The sequence below is a fragment of the Streptomyces sp. Y309 genome (assembly GCF_056712025.1).
This window is the reverse complement of record NZ_CM160048.1, coordinates 8,970,924-8,993,794: the sequence shown is the minus strand read 5'-3', so window position 1 is coordinate 8,993,794 and position 22,871 is coordinate 8,970,924. Positions and strand designations below refer to the sequence as shown.

Annotated in this window: 2 protein-coding genes; both read right to left on the bottom strand. The window is 71.2% G+C overall.

Annotated features, from left to right (window positions below):
• Nucleotides 1–5 precede the first annotated feature (5 nt).
• Entirely contained in the window at nucleotides 6–19,679 is a 19,674-nt protein-coding gene (locus AC0KTA_RS37770) for a type I polyketide synthase (RefSeq protein WP_481052706.1), read from the bottom strand.
• 43 nt (nucleotides 19,680–19,722) lie between these two features.
• Nucleotides 19,723–22,860: a type I polyketide synthase gene (locus tag AC0KTA_RS37765; RefSeq protein WP_481052705.1), complete on the bottom strand. Its 3,138-nt coding sequence runs from the start codon at nucleotides 22,858–22,860 to the stop codon at nucleotides 19,723–19,725.
• Between the last annotated feature and the right edge of the window lie 11 nt (nucleotides 22,861–22,871).

Here is a 22,871-nt window from a genome sequence, read left to right as displayed (position 1 = left end):
AGCCATCATGACCTCCGCGTCTCGTCAGGAACGTCGCGCTTCATCGCCATGCGCACCAGGTCGTCCACGCCCATCTCGTCCAGCGACGGCCCGTCGCCGTTTTCCGGTACGTGACCCACACCGTTCGCACTGCTGTCATCGCCGTCGGCCGTCCGCTCGGGGAACAGTTCCTCCCGCAGGTACCGCGCCACGACGACCGGCGTCGGATAGTCGAACAGCAGCGTGCTGGGCAGTTGCAGCCCGGTCGCACGCCGCAGCCGGTTCCGCAGCTCCACGGAGGTCAGCGAGTCGAATCCGACCAGGTTGAACGCCCGCTCGGCGCCGATCGCGTCCGGCCCGCTCAGGCCGAGGACCGCCGCGGCGTGCGCACGGACGGTGTCCAGCAGGACGTCGTCCACCTTGCCCTCCGGCAGCCCCTTCAGCCGGGCCACCAGATCGGCCTCCGATGCCTCACCCGCGTGGTCGCCGGGGTGCGCCGCGGTGGGCACGGCGATGTCGGGGAGATCGGCGATGAGCCGGCTGGAACGGGTCGTGGTGAAGACGGTCGCGTAGTCCGCCCACTCCACCTGGGCCACCATCACCTGCGTCTCCTCCCGGCCCAGTGAAGCGGCCAGCGCCGCCATCGCCGTCTCGGGAGCCATCGGCGGCAGCCCCTGCCGGCGCAGGCGTTCCTCCACCTCGCCGGTCACCATGCCGCCGCCCCAGGACCCCCAGGCCACGGCGGTCGCGGGCAGCCCGGCCGCCCGCCGCACCTGGGCCAGCGCGTCGAGGAAGGCGTTCGCCGCGGCGTACCCGCCCTGCCCGCCGCTGCCCCAGATGCTGCCGACGGCCGAGGAGAACAGCACGAACGCGTCCAGCTCCAGATCGGCGGTGAGCTCGTGCAGCACCGTGGCGGCGGCCACCTTGGGCCTGAGCACCCGCTCCAGTTGCTTCGCCGTGAGGGACTCCACCAAGCCGTCCGCGAGCACTGCGGCGCTGTGGATCACCGCAGTCAGCGGGAGCTCTTCCGGAACCGACGCCAGCACCTTCCGCAACGCGTCCCGGTCGGCGGCATCGACCGCGGCCACGGTCACGCGCGATCCGAGCTCCGTCAGCTCCGCCTCCAACTCCGCGATGCCGGGCGCGTCCTTGCCGCGCCTGCCGACCAGCAGAAGGTGTGGCGCGCCGGCCCGGGCCAGCCAACGGCAGGCGTGCGATCCGACCGCGCCCGCGGCGCCCGTCACCAGCACGGTGCCCCGGGGACGCCAGTCCTCCACCGGTGCGTCGCCCAGCGGTGCCCGCGCAAGGCGTCGGCCGAACACTCCTGAGGTGCGCACCGCCACCTCGTCCTCACCATGGACTTCGTCCACGGCGTCGACGAGGGCCGCGCACAGCAGTTGCACGGCGCGCCCCTCCAGCCGGGCCGGCACGTCCACGAGCCCGCCCCACCTTTCCGGCCGCTCCAGCGCCACCACCCGGCCCAGGCCCCAGATCTGGGCCTGCAGCGGGTTGGTGACGGCGTCGGCGTTCCCCGTGGACACCGCCTCGCGCGTCAGGCACCACAGCCGGGCCTCGACGCCCGCGTCATCCAGCGCCTGCACGAGGGCGACCGTGCCCGCGAGGCCGTCGGAAACCGGCTCGTGCGCGGCGCCCAGGCCGTCGTCGACGAGCGCGGCGAGCGACAGCACGCCGGTGAGGCGGGCGGGGGCGTCCTCCTCCGCGAGCCTGTCGGCGAGCCGTTGGCCGAGCGCGGTGCGACTCCGCAGGTCGGCCGGCGCGATGTCCCATCGGATCACCCGGGCACGGTGTTGCCGCAGCGCGTCGAGCACCGTCTCCACCGCGGGGTCCGGGGCGGCCGCCTCGGGGACGACCACCAGCCAGGCGCTCCCCTCCAATCCCCGCGTCGCGCCGGTCCCGATGTCGAGCAGCGGCTTCCACGTGGCGCGGTAGCGCCAGCTCGCCAGTACCGACCGGTCCAGCCGACGCCGCCGCCACGACGCCATGGCGGACAGCACAGCAGGAAGGGAGGTGCTCGCGCCGTCGCGCTCGGCCTCCGCATCGCCCAGCCCCAGTGTGCTGATCAGCGCGTCCAAGTCCTCCCGTTCGACCGCGTCCCAGAACTCGGCCTCGACCGGGTCCGCGGAGGCACTGGTCGCACGGCCGGTGTCGGCTTTGTCGGTGTCCAGCAGCCAGTAGTGCTGGTGTTGGAAGGGGTAGGTGGGCAGGTCGAGGTGGGTGGGCCGGGTGGTGGGGTAGAAGCCGGCCCAGTTGGCGGCGGTGGTGTGGGGGTGGGCGGTCGCGAGGGAGGTCAGCATGCGTTGCCAGGTGTCCTCGTCACGGCGCAGGGTGCCGGTGACCAGGGCCCGCTCGCCCACCGGGTGGTCTTCGGCGGTTTCCTGGAGGGGGTGGGTGAGGACGGGGTGCGGGCTGGCCTCGACGAACAGGGTGTGCCCGTCATCCAGCAGAGCACGGGTGGTTGCCTCGAATGCCACGGGGGTGCGCAGGTTCTCGTACCAGTACGCCGCGTCCATCACCGTGGTGTCGGCCATCGGCCCGCCACTGTGCCCAGCCACCGTCGAGTAGAACGCCACCGTCGCCGGCCGCGGCTCAACCGGCGCCAACAACTCCAACAGCCGCTCATGCAACGCCTCCACATGGAAGGTGTGAGAGGCGTAATCCACAGGAATACGGCGAGCCCGGATGCCCTCGCCCTCACAGTGAGCAAGCAGCTCAGTCAGCGCGTCGGCGTCACCCGCGACCACCGTCGCCGACGGCCCGTTCACCGCGGCCACCACCACCCGCCCCTCCCAGCGGGCGATCAGCTCCGCAGCCCCCGCCGCGGCAAGCGGCACCGAAACCATCCCGCCCCGGCCCGCAATCTCCGTGATAGCCCCAGAACGCAGCGCCACAATCCGGGCGGAGTCCTCAAGGGTGAGGATGCCGGCGATATGCGCGGCAGCGATCTCCCCCTGGGAGTGGCCCACCACCGCATCCGGAGTGACCCCCAGGTGCTCCCACAAACGAGCCAGCGAGACCATCACCGCCCACAGGGCAGGCTGAACCACATCCACCCGGTCAAGGGTGGGAGCCTCGTGGACACCATGGAGCACATCTATGAGGTTCCAGCCGGTGAAAGGCTCAAGCGCCACCGCACACGCGGTGAGGTGCTCGGCGAAGACGGGGCTGGTGGCCATGAGCTCCACACCCATACCGGCCCACTGCGACCCCTGACCGGGGAACACGAACACGGTCTTGCCAGACTGAGCAGCCACCGTCCCGGTGACCACATGCGAGGAGGGCTCACCCGCGACCAGCGCCGCCAACGCACCCCGGAAATCCGCCAGTTCACGGCCGATCACCACCGCCCGATGATCGAACACCGAACGGCCCGCCATCAGCGCATGACCAACCTGGGCAGGCGTCGCCTCGGGGTGACGGTCCAGGTGCTCCAGCAGCCGAAGCCCCTGCTCCCGCAGCGCAGCCTCCGACTTCGCCGACACCAGCCACGGCAACGTCCCATCCGTCACCACCACCGGCTCCGGCACACCCTGACCGGCGACGTCCTCGCCGTCCGGCGCCTGCTCGACGATCAGGTGGGCATTCGTGCCACTGACACCGAACGACGACACCCCGGCACGACGCGGACGCCCTGTCTCCGGCCAAGAGCGCGCCTCCGTCAACAACTCCACCGCTCCCGCAGCCCAGTCCACATGGGAGGACGGCGCGTCCACATGCAGCGTCTTCGGCAGCAGGCCGTGGCGCAGCGCCATCACCATCTTGATGACACCGCCCACGCCCGCCGCGGCCTGGCTGTGGCCGATGTTGGACTTCAGCGAACCCAGCCACAACGGCTGGTCCTCCGAGCGGCCCTGACCATAGGTGGCCAGCAGCGCCTGGGCCTCGATCGGATCACCCAGTGTCGTACCCGTGCCGTGCCCCTCGACCACATCGACCTCACCCGGCGTGAGGCGGGCGTTGGCCAAGGCCTGCCGGATGACGCGCTCCTGCGAAGGCCCATGGGGAGCAGTCAGGCCGTTGCTCGCACCATCCTGATTCACGGCCGAGCCGCGTAAGACCGCCAGCACCTGGTGACCGTTCCTCCGCGCGTCGGAGAGGCGCTCCAGCAGCAGCAGGCCCACGCCCTCCGCCCAGCCCGCGCCGTCCGCCGCCTCGGCGAACGCCTTGCACCGCCCGTCCACCGCAAGCCCACGCTGCCGGCTGAACTCGGTGAAGACATCAGGCGTTGCCATGACGGTGGCGCCGCCCGCCAGAGCCAGGGAGCACTCGCCGTTGCGCAGCGCCTGCGCGGCCAGATGGATGGCCACCAGCGACGAAGAGCAGGCGGTGTCCACCGTCACCGCCGACCCCTCGAACCCGAAGGTGTAGGCGACACGGCCGGAAGCGACACTGCCCGCGCTGCCGTTGAGCAGGTAGCCCTCCAGGTCTTCGGGGACGGAGCTGAGGCGGCTGCCGTAGTCGCCGTACATGACGCCGGTGAAGACGCCGGTGGGGGTGGCCTGGAGGGTGGTGGGGTCGATGCCGGCGCGTTCGATGGTTTCCCAGGCGACCTCCAGCAGGAGGCGTTGCTGGGGGTCCATGGCAAGGGCTTCGCGGGGGCTGATGCCGAAGAAGGCGGGGTCGAAGACGTCGGCGTCGTAGAGGAAACCGCCCTCGCGGACGTAGGTCTTGCCCGGTCGGTCGGGATCGGGGTCGTACAGCTTCTCGACGTCCCAGCCACGGGTGGTCGGAAACTCCGCGACGGCATCCGACTCGCTCGCCACCAAGGACCACAGGTCGTCCGCGGATTGCACACCGCCCGGGTACCGGCAGCCGATGGCCACGATCGCGATGGGCTCGTCGGTGGCGCCGACGGCGACGGTGGTGGCCGGGGCGGCGGTGGACGCGTGGGCGGTCGGGGCGAGAGCGGCGTGGAGGTGGGTGACCAGGCGGCGCGGGGTGGGATGGTCGAAGACGAGGCCGGCGGGGAGGCGCAGGCCGGTGGCGGCGTTGAGGCGGTTGCGGAGCTCGACCGCGGTCAGCGAGTCGAAACCGAGGTCCTTGAACGCCTGGGTGAGGTTGATGGTGTCGGGCGTGGCATGGCCCAGGACCAGGGCGGCTTCGGTGCGGACGAGGGTGGCGAGGGCGTCCTCGGCGTCCTCGGGAGAGAGGCGGGCCAGGCGGTCGCGGAGGTCGGCGTTGGTCGCCGTGGCGGCGCCGGCCCTGCGGACGGGAGCCCGCACGAGGCCCTGGAGGACGGCGGGAACAGTACCGGTCTCCAGGTGCGGGCGGAGCAGGGCGGGAACGATCTTGGCGGGGACCGGGCAGGCGCCGCGCGTGGAGCGGGCGGCTTCGAACAACGCCAGCCCTTCCTCCGCCGTGATGGGCTTGATCCCGAGGCGTGCCGCTCGGGTCAGGTCCGCGTCGTCCAAGTGGCCGGTCATGTCGCTGCGCTGTTCCCAGAAGCCCCAGGCCAGCGAGGTGGCGGGCAGGCCGTCGGCACGACGGCGCTGGGCCAGGGCGTCGAGGAAGACGTTCGCCGCGGCGTAGTTGCCCTGTCCCGGAGTGCCCAGAACTCCCGCCATGGAGGAGAAGAGGACGAACTCGGTGAGGTCCGTCTCGCGGGTGAGCTCGTGCAGGTGCCAGGCGGCGTCGACCTTGGGGCGGAACACACTGTCGACGCGCTCCGCCGTCAGGGAGGTGACGACGCCGTCGTCGAGGACGCCGGCGCTGTGCACGACGACGGTGAGGGGGTGTTCGTCGGGGATGCCCGCGAGAAGCGCGGCGAGAGCGTCGCGGTCGGCGATGTCGCAAGCGGCGATGGTGACGTTCACGCCCAGCTCGGCCAGTTCGGCGGCGAGTTCGGGCGCGCCCGGAGCGTCCAGGCCACGCCGGCTGGTCAGCAGCAGATGACCGGCCTGCCCGGCCGTCGCGTAGTGGCGGGCGAACATCGAACCCAGGGTGCCGGTGCCGCCGGTGATCAGGACCGTGCCGCCCACGGCCGGCTCCGGCACGATGGCGTCGTCGGGCGGGGTCTCCCGCACGAGCCGGGGGACGTACAGCGGCTGTTGATCGCCGTCGCGGAGGGCCACCTGCGGCTCGCCGCCTCCCAACGCCGCGCGGAACGACTCGGCGGAGACGGTGTTCTCGTCCGCAAGATCGATCAAGGTGAAACGGCCCGGATTCTCGGTCTGGGCCGTACGGATCAGGCCCCAGACAGCGGCGTCCGCGGGGCTGGGCGACTCGGTTCCGGCGTGGACCGCTACAGCTCGCCTGGTGACGAACACCAGCCGACTGCCGGCCAGCCGCTCCTCGGCCAGCCACGACTGGACCATGTCCAAGGTGTACTGAACGGCCTCACGCGCGGAGCCGGGGACATCCTCGGCCGGGCCGGAACGATCCAGTAGACCGGAGGCGATGACCAGGTCCGGGAGGGCAGCGGTGTCGTCCGCCAGCAGCGTCGCCAGCTCCGGATGGCTTTCGACCTCGACACCTTCGGGCAGGGACGTGACCAGCGCCGCGGGAACGTCGGTGCCCAGGAACGCCACCCGGTCGGCCTTGAGGCCCTCCGCGACGGGCATGGGGACCCAGTCCAGGCGGAACAGGTGGTCGTCTGCGCCCGTCGCGACCGCCTTCGCCAACTGCTCGGCGGTGATCGGCCGCATGGCCAGCGACTCCACCTCGGCGACCGGCCGCCCGACGGGGTCGGCAAGGCTGACCCGCAGCGCCCCCGCGTCGGAAAGAGTGATCTGGACGTGCAGTGCCTGGGCGCCCACGGCGTGGAGCCGGACGTTCGACCAGGCGAACAGCAGAGGTACCTCGTCCGAGCGCTCTTCGGAACGGGCGAAGACGGTCGGGTGGAGCGCGGCGTCGAAGAGAGCGGGGTGGATGCCGTAGTGGCCGGCGTCCGTGATGTCGTCGGTGGGGAGGGTCACCTCGGCGTAGAGGGTGTCGCCCTGGCGCCAGGCAGCGGTCACGCCCTGGAAGGTGGGGCCGTAGTGGTAACCGAAGCCGGCGATGAGGTCGTAGAGGGTGTCGGCGGGCAAGGGACTGGCGCCGGTCGGCGGCCATGCCGTCGGCTCCGCCCACTCTGCCGTGTCCGGTGTGGCGGGCAGCTGAGGGCTGAGGGTGCCGGTGGCGTGGCGGGTCCAGGGCCGGTCGGGTGTGGCGTCGTCGGGCCGGGAGTGAACGGTGAGAGCTCGGCGGCCGTCTCCGTCGGGTGCCGCCACGCGCACCTGCACGTGAAAGCCGCCGACGGCCGGGGGTGTCAGGGGTGCTTCGAGGGTCAGGTCGTCCAGGTGAGGAGCGTCGATGATCTGGCCGACGTGGAGGGCGAGTTCGACGAACGCGGTGCCCGGCACGAGCGGAGTGTCGTGAACGGCATGGTCGGCCAGCCAGGGGTGGCTGCGCAGCGACAGACTCCCGGTGAACAGGTGGCCATCGCCGTCCGCGAGGGCGACGGCGGCACCGAGCAGGCCGTGGTCGGTGGCGCGCAGGCCGAGGGTGTGGGGATCGGTGTCGGCTGTGTCGGTGTCCGGCAGCCAGTAGTGCTGGTGTTGGAAGGGGTAGGTGGGCAGGTCGAGGTGGGTGGGGCGGGTGGCGGGGTAGAAGCCGGCCCAGTTGGCGGCGGTGGTGGTGTGGGTGTGGGCGGTCGCGAGGGAGGTCAGCACGCGGTGCCAGGTGTCCTCGTCGCGGCGCAGGGTGCCGGTGACGCCGAATTCGCCGGTGCCCGGGTGGTCTTCGGCGGTTTCCTGGAGGGGGTGGGTGAGGACGGGGTGCGGGCTGGCCTCGACGAACAGGGTGTGCCCGTCATCGAGCAGGGCACGGGTGGTCGTGTCGAATGCGACGGGGGTGCGGAGGTTCTCGTACCAGTACGCCGCGTCCATCACCGTGGTGTCGGCCATCGGCCCGCCACTGTGCCCGGCCACCGTCGAGTAGAACGCCACCGTCGCCGGCCGCGGCTCAACCGGCGCCAACAACTCCAACAGCCGCTCATGCAACGCCTCCACATGGAAGGTGTGGGAGGCGTAGTCGACGAGAATGCGGCGGGCTCGGATGCCCTCGCCCTCACAGTGAGCAAGCAGCTCAGTCAGCGCGTCGGCGTCACCGGCGACCACGGTGGCCGACGGTCCGTTCACCGCGGCCACGGCTACCCGGCCCTGCCAGCGGGCGATCAGCTCCGAAGCCCCCGCCGCGGCAAGCGGCACCGAGACCATCCCGCCCCGGCCCGCGATGTCGATGATGGCCTGAGAACGCAACGCCACGATGCGGGCGGAGTCCTCCAACGACAACACACCAGCGATATGCGCGGCAGCGATCTCACCCTGCGAGTGACCCACCACCGCATCCGGAGTGACCCCCAGGTGCTCCCACAACCGGGCCAGGGAGACCATCACCGCCCACAGGGCAGGCTGGACCACATCCACCCGGTCAAGGGCGGGAGCACCCTGCACCTGCGTAAGGACGTCGATGAGGTTCCAGCCGGTGAAGGGCTCAAGCGCCGCCGCACACGCGGTGAGGTGCTCGGCGAAGACGGGGCTGGTGGCCATGAGCTCCACGCCCATGCCGACCCACTGCGACCCCTGCCCGGGGAACACGAACACGGTCTTGCCGGGCTCAGCACCCACCATCCCGGTGACCACATGCGGGGAGGGCTCACCCGCGGCCAGCGCCGCCAACGCACCCCGGTAGTCAGCCAGTTCACGACCGATCACCACCGCCCGATGATCAAACACGGAACGACTCGTCGCCAGCGCATGACCAACCTGGGCAGGCGCCACCTCCGGATGACGGTCCAGGTGCTCCAGCAACCGAAGCGCCTGCTCCCCCAGCGCGGCCTCGGACTTCGCCGACACCAGCCACGGCAACGTCCCATCCGTCACCACCACCGGCTCCGGCACACCCTGACCCGTGACGCCCTCGCCTTCCGGGGCCTGTTCGACGATCAGGTGGGCGTTGGTCCCGCTGACACCGAAGGCGGAGACCCCGGCGCGGCGCGGACGCCCCGTGTCCGGCCAGGGCCGCTCCTCGGTCAGCAGCTCCACCGCGCCAGCGGTCCAGTCGACGTGCGGGGTCGGCTCGTCCACGTTCAACGTGGGGGGCAGGACGCCGTGCCGCAGTGCCATCACCATCTTGATGACGCTGCTCACGCCCGCCGCGGCCCCTAGATGGCCGATGTTGGACTTCAGCGAGCCCAGCCACAGCGGCTGGTCCTCGGGCCGGTCCTGGCCATAGGTGGCCAGCAGCGCCTGGGCCTCGATCGGGTCACCCAGCGTCGTGCCCGTGCCGTGCCCCTCGACCACGTCGACCTCGTCAGCCTTGACCCGGGCGTTGGCCAAGGCCTGCCGGATGACGCGCTCCTGCGAAGGCCCATTGGGGGCGGTCAGGCCGTTGCTCGCACCATCCTGATTCACGGCCGAGCCGCGCAGGACCGCCAGCACCTGGTGACCGTTCTTCCGCGCGTCGGAGAGGCGTTCCAGGAGGAGGACGCCGGCGCCCTCGCCCCAGCCCGTGCCGTCGGCGGCAGCCGCGAACGCCTTGATCCGCCCGTCCGCCGCCAGCCCCCGCTGCCGGCTGAACTCGGTGAACACACCCGGACTGGCTATCACCGACACACCGGCGGCCACCGCAAGGGTGCACTCCCCCTGACGCAGCGCCTGCGCCGCCTGGTGCAACGCCACCAGAGACGACGAACACGCCGTATCAACAGTGATCGCCGGGCCCTCCAGCCCAAGGAAATAGGCCAGCCGACCGGAGATCACACTGGTCATCTTGCCGGTCACCAGCAGGCCGTCCATCCCTTCCGAGGCCTTGTGCAGGTGAGGGCCATAGTCCAGCGACACCGCGCCGACGAACACGCCGGTGCGGCTGCCGCGCAGCGCGATCGGGTCGATGCCCGCCCGCTCGAATGCCTCCCAGGAGGTCTCCAGGAGCAGCCGCTGCTGCGGGTCCATCGCCGTCGCCTCACGCGGACTGATCCCGAAGAAACCGGCGTCGAACCCGGCCGCGTCATGAAGGAACCCGCCCTCACGGACATAGCTCTTGCCCGACCGGTCCGGATCGGGGTCGTACAACCCCTCGACATCCCAGCCACGATCCGTCGGCAACCCCGAGATCGCCTCACTGCCGGACGCGACCAGCTCCCACAACTCCTCAGGCGACCCCACACCCCCGGGAAGACGGCAGCCGATACCCACCACAGCCACCGGCTCGTCCAACGCGGCAGCCGCCACCACGGGCTCGGCGGCGGACGTCGCCTCCCCGAGCAACTCACCGCGCAGATGCCGGGCCATCGCAGCCGGCGTCGGATAGTCGAAGACCGCCGTCGGCGACAGGCGCAGGCCAATAGCCGCTGTCAGACGGTTGCTCAGCTCCACCGCGGCCAGCGAGTGAAAGCCGAGGTCCTTGAACTTGCTGTCCGGTCGGACCGCCTCCGGTGTCGCGTGCCCCAGCACGGTCGCGGCGTGAGCACGCACCACCTCCGTCAACTCGCGCTCCGCCTCGGCCACGGACATCCCGGCGAACCGCTGCCCACTCCCGACACCGCCCACCGAACCGGTCGCCGCCTGTCCGGCTGCGATCACGTTCCCCGCGCTCCCGGACGTCCCCAGCCAGTACTGCTGGTGTTGGAAGGCGTAGGTCGGCAGGTCGACGAGGCGTGCTCCCCGGCCCGCGAACACCTCCGGCCAGTCGACGTCCACACCCTGCGCCCACGCCTCACCAAGGGAGGCGTAAAGCCGTTCCAGGCCCCCCTCGTCCCGGCGAAGTGAGCCCACCGCCACAACCTCGGTCCCGGCATCCTCAGCGGTATTCACCAGCCCCAGCGTCAGCACGGGGTGAGCACTGGACTCCACGAAGACCCGGAACCCGTCACCGAGCAACGACCGCACCACCGGCTCGAATGCGACGGGGGTGCGGAGGTTCTCGTACCAGTACGCCGCGTCCATCACCGTGGTGTCGGCCATCGGCCCGCCAGCGTGCCCGGCCACCGTCGAGTAGAACGCCACCGTCGCCGACCGCGGCTCAACCGGCGCCAACAACTCCAACAGCCGCTCACGCAACGCCTCCACATGGAAGGTGTGAGAGGCGTAATCCACAGGAATACGGCGAGCCCGGATGCCCTCGCCCTCACAGTGAGCAAGCAGCTCAGTCAGCGCGTCGGCGTCACCGGCAACCACCGTGGCCGACGGCCCGTTCACCGCGGCCACCACCACCCGCCCCTCCCAGCGGGCGATCAGCTCCGCAGCCCCCTCCGCGGCAAGCGGCACCGAAACCATCCCGCCCCGGCCCGCAATCTCCGTGATGGCCCCCGAACGCAACGCCACAATCCGGGCAGAATCCTCCAACGACAACACACCAGCGATATGAGCAGCAGCGATCTCACCCTGCGAGTGACCCACCACCGCATCCGGAGTGATCCCCAGGTGCTCCCACAACCGGGCCAGCGAAACCATCACCGCCCACAGAGCAGGCTGAACCACATCCACCCGGTCAAGAGTGGGAGCACCCTGCACCTCAGTAAGGACGTCAATGAGGTTCCAGCCGGTGAAGGGCTCAAGCGCCGCCGCACACGCCGTCAAATGCTCGGCGAACACCGGCGACGTACGCATCAACTCCACACCCATACCGACCCACTGCGCCCCCTGACCGGGGAACATAAACACGGTCTTGCCGGGCTCAGCAGCCACCGTCCCGGTGACCACATGCGGGGAGGGCTCACCCGCGGCCAGCGCCGCCAACGCACCCCGATAGTCAGCCAGTTCGCGGCCGATCACCACCGCCCGATGATCAAACGCCGACCGCGACACCGCCAGTGACAACCCCACATCAGCCACCGACACCTCAGCATCCGCAGCCACGAAATCCCCCAGCCGCCCCGCCTGCGCCGCCAACGCCGCCACACTCTTACCCGACACCAACCACGGCACCGCCCCCACCACCGGCTCCGGCTCAACCACCGGCTCCGGCACAATCTCACCCGATACCTCCACACCCCCCAGAGCCTGCTCCAACACCACATGCACATTGGTCCCACTGATACCGAACGACGACACCCCAGCACGACGCGGACGCCCCGTCTCCGGCCAGGACCGCGCCTCCGTCAACAGCTCCACCGCACCCGACGCCCAGTCCACATGCGAGGACGGCTCATCCACATGCAGCGTCTTCGGCAGCAGGCCGTGACGCATCGCCATCACCATCTTGATCACTCCGGCAAGCCCGGAAGCCGCCATGGTGTGGCCGATGTTGGACTTCAGCGAACCCAGCCACAACGGCTGGTCCTCGGGCCGGCCCTGACCATAGGTGGCCAGCAGCGCCTGCGCCTCGATCGGATCACCCAGCGTCGTGCCCGTGCCGTGCCCCTCGACCACGTCGACCTCGTCAGCCTTGACCCGGGCGTTGGCAAGGGCCTGCCGGATGACGCGCTCCTGCGAAGGCCCATTGGGGGCGGTCAGGCCGTTGCTCGCACCATCCTGATTGACCGCCGAGCCGCGTACGACCGCCAGCACCTGGTGACCGTTCTTCCGCGCGTCGGAGAGGCGTTCCAGGAGGAGGACGCCGGCGCCCTCGCCCCAGCCCGTGCCGTCGGCGGCAGCCGCGAACGCCTTGATCCGCCCATCCGCCGCAAGCCCGCGCTGCCGGCTGAACTCAGTGAACACACCCGGAGTGGTCATCACCGACACACCGGCGGCCACCGCAAGGGTGCACTCCCCCTGACGCAGCGCCTGCGCCGCCTGGTGCAACGCCACCAGAGACGACGAACACGCCGTATCGACCGTGATCGCCGGGCCCTCCAGCCCAAGGAAATAGGCCAGCCGACCGGAGATCACACTGGCTATTTTGCCGGTCAGCAGCAGGCCGTCCATCCCTTCCGAGGCCTCATGGAGCAGCGGGCCGTACTCCTGGGTCATGGCGCCGATGAACACGCCGGTGCGGCTGCCGCGCAACGTCGTCGGGTCGATGCCGGCCCGCTCGATCGTCTCCCAGGAGGTCTCCAGGAGCAGCCGCTGCTGCGGATCCATGGCCAGCGCCTCATGCGGACTGATCCCGAAGAAACCGGCGTCGAACCCGGCCGCGTCATGAAGGAACCCGCCCTCACGGACATAGCTCTTGCCCGACCGGTCCGGATCAGGGTCGTACAACCCCTCGACATCCCAGCCACGATCCGTCGGCAACCCCGAGATCGCCTCACTGCCGGAGGCCACCAGCTCCCACAACTCCTCAGGCGATCCCACACCCCCGGGAAGACGGCAGCCGATGCCCACCACGGCGATGGGCTCGTCCAACGCGGCAGCCGCCACCACGGGCTCGGCGGCGGACGTCGCCTCCCCGAGCAATTCACCGCGCAGGTGGCGGGCCATCGCAGCCGGCGTCGGGTAGTCGAAGACCGCCGTCGGTGACAGGCGCAGGCCGGTGGCGGCGTTGAGGTGGTTGCGAAGCTCGACCGAGGACAGCGAGTCGAAGCCGAGTTGCTTGAAGGTGTTGTCCGGTCGGACCGCCTCCGGTGTCGCGTGCCCCAGCACGGTCGCGGCGTGAGCACGCACCACCTCCGTCAACTCGCGCTCCGCCTCGGCCACGGACATCCCGGCGAACCGCTGCCCACCCCCGACGCCACCCGCCGAACCGGCCGCGGCGGTGCGCCGGGCGGCACGGGGACGCACCAGGGCGCGGAGCACCGCGGGGAGCGCCCCGCCCTGGGCGAGCCGCGCGGTGTCCAGCCGCGCAGGAACGAGCATCGGTTCGTTGAGGGCGAGGGCCGCGTCGAACAGGGCGAGCCCCTCCTGCGACCGGAGAGGCGTCAGGCCGACCCGGGCCATCCGGGCCAGGTCCGCCCGGTCCAGGTCCCCCGTCATGTCGCTGCGCTGGTCCCAGAGGCCCCAGGCCAGCGACGTGGCCGGAAGTCCCTGGGCCCGGCGGTGCGCGGCCAGCGCGTCGAGGTAGACGTTCGCCGCCGCGTAGTTGCCCTGCCCCGCACCGCCGAGCGCGCCCATCACCGAGGAGAACAGCACGAACGCCGCCAGATCCCGGTCCCGGGTGAGCCGGTGCAGGTGCCATGCCGCGTCCGCCTTGGGCCGCAGCACCGCGTCAAGGCGCTCGGGCGTCAGCGCGGAGACCAGGCCGTCGTCCAGCACACCCGCCGTGTGCACGACCGCGGTCAGCGGATGCTCGGCGGGTATCGCCTCCAGCAGGTCGGACAGCGCCTCGGGGTCGGAGACGTCGCACGCCACCGCCGTGGCCGTCGCCCCGAGCCCGGCCAGCCGCTCCACCAGTTCCCCGGCTCCCTCGGCCCCGGGCCCGCGGCGGCTGACCAGCAGCAGGTGCCGCGCTCCGTGCTCGGTCACCAGGTGCCGGGCGAGCAGCCCGCCCAGCGTGCCGGTGCCGCCGGTGATCAGCACCGTGCCCTCGGGGTCCCACACCGGCGGCGTGGTCAGTACGATCTTTCCGACGTGCTGGGCCTGACTGAACGCGCGGAACGCCTCCGGCGCCTGCCGCATGTCCCATGCCCGTACCGGCGCGTGGCGCAGAGCACCGCGCTCGAACAGCGCGACGATCTCGGTCAGCATCTGCTGGAACCGCTCCGGCTCCGCGAGGGCCACCTCGATCAGGTCGAACGCCTGGTACTCCACGCCGGGACGGGCCCCGGCCACCTCCCGCGGGTCGAGGATGTCGGTCGTGCCCGTCTCCACGAAACGGCCCCCGCGCGGCAGCAGCCGAAGCGAGGCGTCCACGAACTCCCGCGCCGGGCTGCCCAGTACGACGTCGACACCCCGGCCGCCGGTGGCGGACAGCAACCGCTCCTCGAGCTCCGGCGTCCGCGACGACGCGATGTGCTCGTCGTCCAGCCCGGACGCCCGCAGGACATCCCACTCGCTGGTGCTCGCCGTGCCGAACACCTCCGCGCCCAGATGCCGCGCCAGTTGCACCGCGGCCATGCCCACATCTCCTGCGGCGGCGTGCACGAGCAGCGACTCGCCCGGCCGCAGCCCCGCCAGGTTCACCAGGCTGTGATACGCCGTCCCGAGCGCCAGGGGCACCGACGCCGCGTCCTCGAACGACCAGCCGTCGGGGATCCGTACGACCAGGTGGTGATCGGTGACCACCACGGGGCCGAACGCCCCCGGCATCAAGCCCAGCACCCGGTCGCCCGGCCGCAGCCCGGTCACGCCCGAGCCGACCTCGGTCACCACCCCGGCGCCCTCGATGCCCATCGTGGAGCTGTCACCCGAGGTGACACCGAGTGCGATCGACACGTCCCGGACGTTCAGCCCGGCCGCCCGCACGGCGACCCGGATCTGGTGCGGCAGCAGCGGCTCTGCCTCGTCGGGTGCTGCCACCAGGGACAGCTCGTCCAGGGTTCCGCGGCCGGTCACGTCCAGCTGCCACGCCGCCTGCTCCCGCGGGAGTGTCAGCGCGCCATCGGCCGCGGCCCGGACGAGCCGCGGCACCAGGACCTCTCCCCCGCGCACCGCCAGCTGCGGCTCCCCGCAAGCGAGCGCGGCGGGCAGGGCTTGCAGGGAACGCTCGTCCTCATCGACGTCGACGAGGACGAAACGGTCCGGGTTCTCTGTCTGCGCGGTGCGCAGCAGACCCCACACCGGCGCGGAGGCGAGATCCGGCTGCTCCGCATGGCCGGCCACCACCGCACCGCGGGTGACCACCACCAGCCGTGTGTCGGCGAACCGCTCGTCGGCGAGCCAAGACCGCACCAAGGACAGCGCCTTGACCAGCTCGGTGCGAGCGGCGGCAGGATCGCCGGAGGCGGCGTCTTCGCCGGGCAGATGACAGGCCAGGACGAGTTCGGGCCGGGAGGCGGAGGCGGCGAGTTCTTCGAGTTCTTCGAATTCTTCGAACGCGTCACTGAGCGCGGACAGATCCGCGTACCGCCCCAGCCGTGCACCGTCCAGAACGGTGCCAAGACCGAGTCCGTCGTCGCCCACCAGCGCCCACGGGCCGACCGGGGTCCCAGCGGCATCCCCCACCGGCCGGCTCACCCATTCCACGCGGAACAACGCGTCGTGGCGCCCGTCCCGGGCCCCGCCCAGCTTCCCGGGGTCAACGGGACGCATCGTCAGCGAACCGACCGACGCGACCAGTGCGCCCTCGGTGTCGGCGACCTCCACGGCAAGGGCGTCGTGGCCCGACGGGGTCAGCCGCACCCGCACGTTCGTGGCGCCGGTCGCGTGCAGCCGCACATCGGACCACACGAACGGCAGCCTCGGTGGCTCCGTTTCCCGCCCGGTCTCCGGGCCGTCCGGGACGAGCCCGGCGTGCAGGGCCGCGTCCAGCAGCGCGGGGTGGATGCCGAAGGCGGTCGCCTCGGCGAGCCGCTCCTCCGGCAGCACCACCTCGGCGTACACCTCCTCCCCCCGCTTCCACACCGCCCGCAGTCCCTGGAAGGCGGGGCCGTACTGATAGCCGAGGGCGGCCAGCGACGGGTACAGCTCATCGGTCTCCACCGACACCGCTCCGGCCGGCGGCCACACCCTGGGATCCCACGAGGACGGCGCCGGACCGCCGGAGGCGAGCACGCCCGTGGCATGGCAGGTCCAGGGCACACCCGTCCCCGCGCCGTCGGGCCGGGAGTAGACGCTCACGGATCGCCGCCCGGCGTCGTCGGCCTCACCCACCTCCACCCGCAGCCGGACGCCGCCGGTCGCGGACAGAACGAGCGGTGCCTGCAGGGTGAGTTCCTCAAGGTGGTCGCCGCCCACCTCGTCACCCGCGCGGAGTGCCATCTCGACGAAGGCCGTGCCGGGCAGCAGAACGGTGTCGGAGACCGCGTGGTCGACCAGCCAGCCATGCGTCTGCAACGACAACCGGCCGGTCAGCACGGTGCCATCCGTCCCCGCCAGCTCCACCGCCGCACCGAGCAGCGGGTGTTCGACCGGCAGCTGTCCGGCCGCGGCCGCGTCTCCCGTGCCCCCGGACGCCTCCATCCAGTAGTGCTGGTGTTGGAAGGGGTAGGTGGGCAGGTCGAGGTGGGTGGGCCGGGTGGCGGGGTAGAAGCCGGCCCAGTTGGCGGCGGTGGTGTGGGGGTGGGCGGTCGCGAGGGAGGTCAGCACGCGGTGCCAGGTGTCCTCGTCGCGGCGCAGGGTGCCGGTGACCAGGGCCCGCTCGCCCACCGGGTGGTCTTCGGCGGTTTCCTGGAGGGGGTGGGTGAGGACGGGGTGCGGGCTGGCCTCGACGAACAGGGTGTGCCCGTCATCCAGCAGAGCACGGGTGGCGCCCTGGAAGTCGACGGTGGTGGCCAGGTTGTCGTACCAGTACTGGGCGTTCATCACCGTGGTGTCGGCCATCGGCCCGCCGAGGTGGCCTGTGACGCTGGAGTAGAACGCCACGGTGGCCGGTTGGGGCTCGATGGGTGCCAGCAACTCCAGCAGCTGGTCGTGAAGAGCGTGGACGTGGGTGGTGTGGGAGGCGTAGTCGACGGGAATGCGGCGGGCTCGGATGCCCTCGCCCTCACAGTGCTCGAGGAGCTCGGCGAGCGCGTCGGCGTCACCGGCAACCACCGTGGCCGACGGTCCGTTGACCGCGGCCACGGCTACCCGGCCCTGCCAGCGGGCGATCAGCTCTGAGGCGCCGGCCGCAGGCAGGGGCACCGAGACCATCCCGCCCCGGCCCGCGATGTCGATGATGGCCTGAGAACGCAACGCCACGATGCGGGCGGAGTCCTCCAACGACAACACACCGGCGATATGGGCAGCGGCGATCTCGCCCTGGGAGTGACCCACCACCGCATCCGGAGTGATCCCCAGGTGCTCCCACAACCGGGCCAGGGAGACCATCACCGCCCACAGGGCAGGCTGAACCACATCCACCCGGTCAAGAGTGGGAGCACCCTGCACCTGCGTAAGGACGTCGATGAGGTTCCAGCCGGTGAAGGGCTCAAGCGCCACCGCACACGCCGTCAAGTGCTCGGCGAACACCGGCGACGTACGCATCAACTCCACACCCATACCGACCCACTGCGACCCCTGACCAGGGAACACGAACACGGTCTTGCCAGGCTGAGCGGCCACCATCCCGGTGACCACATGCGGGGAGGGCTCACCCGCGGCCAGCGCCGCCAACGCACCCCGGTAGTCGGCCAGTTCACGGCCGATCACCACCGCCCGATGATCGAACACGGAACGGCTCGTCGCCAGCGCATGACCAACCTGGGCGGGCGCCACCTCCGGGTGACGGTCCAGGTGCTCCAGCAGCCGCAGCGCCTGCTCCCGCAGCGCATCCTCGGACTTCGCCGACACCAGCCACGGCAACGTCCCATCCGTCACCACCACCGGCCCCGGCACACCCTGACCCGTGACGCCCTCGCCCACCGGAGCCTGCTCGACGATCAGGTGGGCATTCGTGCCACTGACACCGAACGACGAAATGCTGGCGCGGCGCGGGCGGTCGGTCTCTGGCCAGGCCCGGTTCTCGGTAAGGAGTTCTACCGCGCCCGCGGTCCAGTCCACATGCGGGGACGGCTCATCCACGTGCAGCGTCTTCGGCAGCACGCCGTGGCGCAGCGCCATCACCATCTTGATGACACCGCCCACGCCCGCCGCGGCCTGACTGTGGCCGATGTTGGACTTCAGCGAACCCAGCCACAACGGCTGGTCCCCCGGCCGGTCCTGACCGTAGGTGGCCAGCAGCGCCTGCGCCTCGATCGGGTCACCCAGCGTCGTGCCCGTGCCATGCGCCTCGACAGCGTCAACGTCCTGCGACGACAGTCCCGCGCCGGCGAGGGCCTGACGTATCACGCGCTCCTGGGAGAGGCCGTTGGGGGCGGTCAGGCCGTTGGAAGCGCCGTCCTGGTTGACGGCCGAGCCGCGTACGACCGCCAGCACCTGGTGGCCGTTCCTCCGCGCGTCGGAGAGGCGCTCCAGCAGCAGCAGGCCCACGCCCTCCGCCCAGGCCGTGCCGTCCGCCGCCTCGGCGAACGCCTTGCACCGCCCGTCCACCGCGAGCCCGCGCTGCCGGCTGAACTCCACGAACATGCCCGGCGTGGCCATGACGGCGACGCCGCCCGCCAGGGCCAGCGAGCACTCGCCGTTGCGCAGCGCCTGGGCCGCCATGTGCATCGAGACCAGCGAGGACGAGCATGCGGTGTCCACCGTCACCGCCGGACCCTCGAACCCGAAGGTGTAGGCGACACGGCCGGAAGCGACGCTCGCGGTGTTGCCGGTCAAGAGGTACCCGTCGAACCCGGCGGCGCCGTCGTGCAGGTGAGGGCCGTACTCCTGGGTCATGGCGCCGACGAACACGCCGGTCTGGCTGCCGCGCAGCGCGGCCGGGTCGATGCCCGCCCGCTCGAACGCCTCCCAGGAGGTCTCCAGGAGCAGCCGCTGCTGCGGGTCCATCGCCGTCGCCTCACGCGGGCTGATCCCGAAGAACGCGGGGTCGAACTCGGCCGCGTCGGACAGGAATCCGCCCTTGGCGACATAGGACGCACCGGGTCGGTCCGGGTCGGGATCGAGGAGCTTCTCGGTGTCCCAGCCCCGGTCGGTGGGGAAGTCGGTGATGGCGTCGACGCCGTCGCTGACGAGCTGCCACAGGTCCTCAGGGGTGCGGACGTCTCCTGGATAGCGGCAGGCCATGCCCACGATCACGATGGGCTCGCGAGCGGACTCCTCCAGCTCGCGCACCCGCTCGCGCAAGGCCTGCGCATCGTCGACGGCGCGTCGCAAGTAGGACCGGAGCTTGTCGACGTCTTTCACCAGGGCCTCCTCCAACGGGTGTTGCTTGGACGAACGGGCGGTGTTACACGTATCCGCGGTCGATCAATTCGTACAATTCATCATCACTCCGACTTTCCGGCGTCGTTCCCTCCGCCGTTTCCGGGACGTCGGGCGCCTCCGGCTCGACGTCGGGCGCCTCCGGCCTGAGGAGGGAAAAGATGTGGCTGCCGAGCGCTTGCGGAGTGGGGTAGGAGAACGCGACGGTGGCCGGGAGCCGCACACCGACAGCCGTGGCAAGCCGGTTGCGGAGCCGCACGGCCATCGAGGAGTCGAAGCCCAGGTCCTTGAAGGTCTCGGTCGACCTCGCCACGAGATCGGCGCCCGTCAGATCCGTGTCCTCCCTGCTCAGCACCGCTGCCGTTGCGGCGCACACAAGGTCGAGGACCGATGGCTCCGAAACCGGGTTCGTTGCCCCGGTGTCGGCGTCGGCGGGCCGGTGCATGCCCGGTCCGCTCGTGTGCGCGGACGGCCCCGTGTTCGTGGTGTCGGTGTCATCGGGCGCCGTCAGCCAGTACCGCTGCCGCTGGAACGCGTAGGTCGGCAGGCCGATCCGGCGCGGCCGGTCCGCCGCGAACACCTCCTCCCAGTTCACCGGCACACCCCGCACGTGCAGTTCGGCCAGCGAAGTGATGATCTTGCCCGCACTCCCGTCGTCCTTGTGCAGGGTGCCCACCACCACCGGCGAGGCCGTCAGCGCATCGGCGGTCTCCTCCATCGCCACCGCGAGCACCGGATGCGGGCTGATTTCCACGAACACACCGCCGCGATCACGCATCAGGTGTTCGACCACGTCGCCGAAACGCACCGGCGAGCGCAGGTTGTCGTACCAGTACGAGCCGTTGAGCTTGCGCGTGTCGAGCAACCCTCCGGTGACCGTGGAGTGGAACTCCACCGCCGACTCCTTCGGGGAAAGACCGGCGGCGGCCTCAAGCACACGATCACGGATGCGTTCGACCTGGTGGGAGTGCGACGCGTACTCGATTTTGACCCGGCGCACCCGGACCCCGTCACCGGCCGCCATCGCGGCGAACTGGTCCAGCGCCTCAAGGTCCCCGGAGATCACCACGGAGCCCGGTCCGTTGACCGCACCCACGCAGAGCCGCCCGGGCCACCGCCCCAACCGGTCCTCGACCCATTCGAGGGGCGCGGACACCGCGTTCAACCCGCCCAGGCCGGCCAGGTCGGTCAATGCCCGGCTGCGCAGGGCGACAATCCGCGCCGCGTCCTCCAGCGGGAGCGCACCCGCCACGCACGCCGCGGCGATCTCTCCCTGTGAGTGCCCCACCACTGCCTCGGGAACCACTCCCAGCGACCGCCACACCCGCGCCAGGGACACCATCATCGCGAACAACGCCGGCTGAACCACGTCGTCGCCCCGCTCCAGCGACGGCGCCGACTCCGCACCGGTCACCACGTCCACCAGTGACCAGTCCACCCACGGCGCCAGAGCACGCGCGCACTCATCGATCCCGCGCGCGAAAACCTCCGACTCCGCGTACAGCCGCCTCCCCATTCCCGTCCACTGCGACCCCTGACCGGGGAACACGAAGACGACCGGGCCCACGGGCCCCGCGGCCGCCCCGCGAATCACCCGCGCCGCGCTCCCGCCCGCCGCCACCACGTCCAGGCCAGCCAACAACTCCTTGCGGCCACCGGCAAGGACCACCGCCCGGTGCTCGAACAACGACCGCGTCGACACCAGCGAATGCCCCACGTCCGCCGCCGGCAGAGACGTGTCCGAGGCCACGAGTGCCCGCAACCGCGCCGCCTGCTCCCGCAAGGCCGGCTCCGACCGCGCGGACAGCGCCCACGGCACCACCCCGGAACCGCCCGCGGAGGCCGAGTCATCACCCTCGGCGCGGGGCGCAGTCCGCTCCTGGGGCGCCTGCTCCAGAATCACGTGCGCGTTCGTGCCACCCATTCCGAACGACGACACCCCTGCCCGCCGCGGCCGGTTCGCCGTGCTCGGCCAGGCCCGCGCGGCCTGGAGGACGTCGAAGTCCTCCTGGAAGTCGGGGATGGCGGGGTTCGGAGACCGGAAGTTCAGACTCGGCACCAGCTGGGCGCGGTCCACGCAGAGCGCCGCCTTCACGAAGCCCACGATTCCCGCGGCCGGCTCCAGGTGCCCGACGTTCGTCTTCACCGAACCGATCACCAGGGGGCGGCTCCGGCCGGTTTCCCGGAACACCTCGCGCAGACCGGATATCTCAGCGGGATCGCCGAGCCGGGTACCGGTGCCGTGGGCCTCGACGTAGTCGACCTCGTCGAACGGAACGCCCGCGCGTCGCAGAGCGGACAGCGCTGTCGCCGCCTGCGCGCCGGGACTGGGGTCCGGCATCCGGGAGGTCGAGCCACCGCTGCCGACGCTCCAGCCGCGGACCACCGCGTACATGTGATCGCCGTCGGCGACGGCGAGGTCCAGCCGCTTCAGCAGGGCGAATCCCCCGCCCTCTCCCCGGACGAAACCGCTGGCCCGTTCGTCGAAGGTGAAGCAGCGGCCATCGGGCGACAGGGCGCCCAGATTCGCCATGCCGAGTCCCGCTTCCGGGTCGACGATCAGGTTCACTCCGCCCACCAGCGCCATGTCGACCGCGCCGCCGCGTATCCGGTCACACGCCAGGGCCAGCGCCACGAGGGAAGAGGACTGACCCGAGTCCGCGCAGAAACTCATGCCGCGGACGTCGAACAGGCTCGATATCCGGTTCGCGATCAGCGCGCCGCTCGAACCGAGCGCGGCGTAGTGGTCGTCCCGGTCGCTGCCGGCCAGCCCGCGCAGCACGTCGTACCCAGAGGACGCGGCACCGACCAGGACATCGATATCGCGGCCCGCGAGCGCGGTCGCCGGGACACGGGCGTCTTCGACGGCCTCCCAGGCGAGTTCAAGACCCAGTCGCTGCACGGGGTCCATGGCGGCCGCCTCCTCCGGACCCGTGGTGAAGAACTCCGCGTCGAACCCGTCGACGGCGTCGAAGAACGAACCCGCGTTGACGGTGGCGGCGTCCGGGTGGGACGGGTGCTTCGAGGCGACGGCCCGCTGCTCGGGGAATGTTCCGACGGTCGACTTCCCGTCGCGCAGGAGGCGCCAGAACTGCCCCAGGTCGTGCACGCCGGGGGAAGCGGCACGACATCCCGATGACGGCAATATCGGTGGCTGCGCCACTCATGCGAATT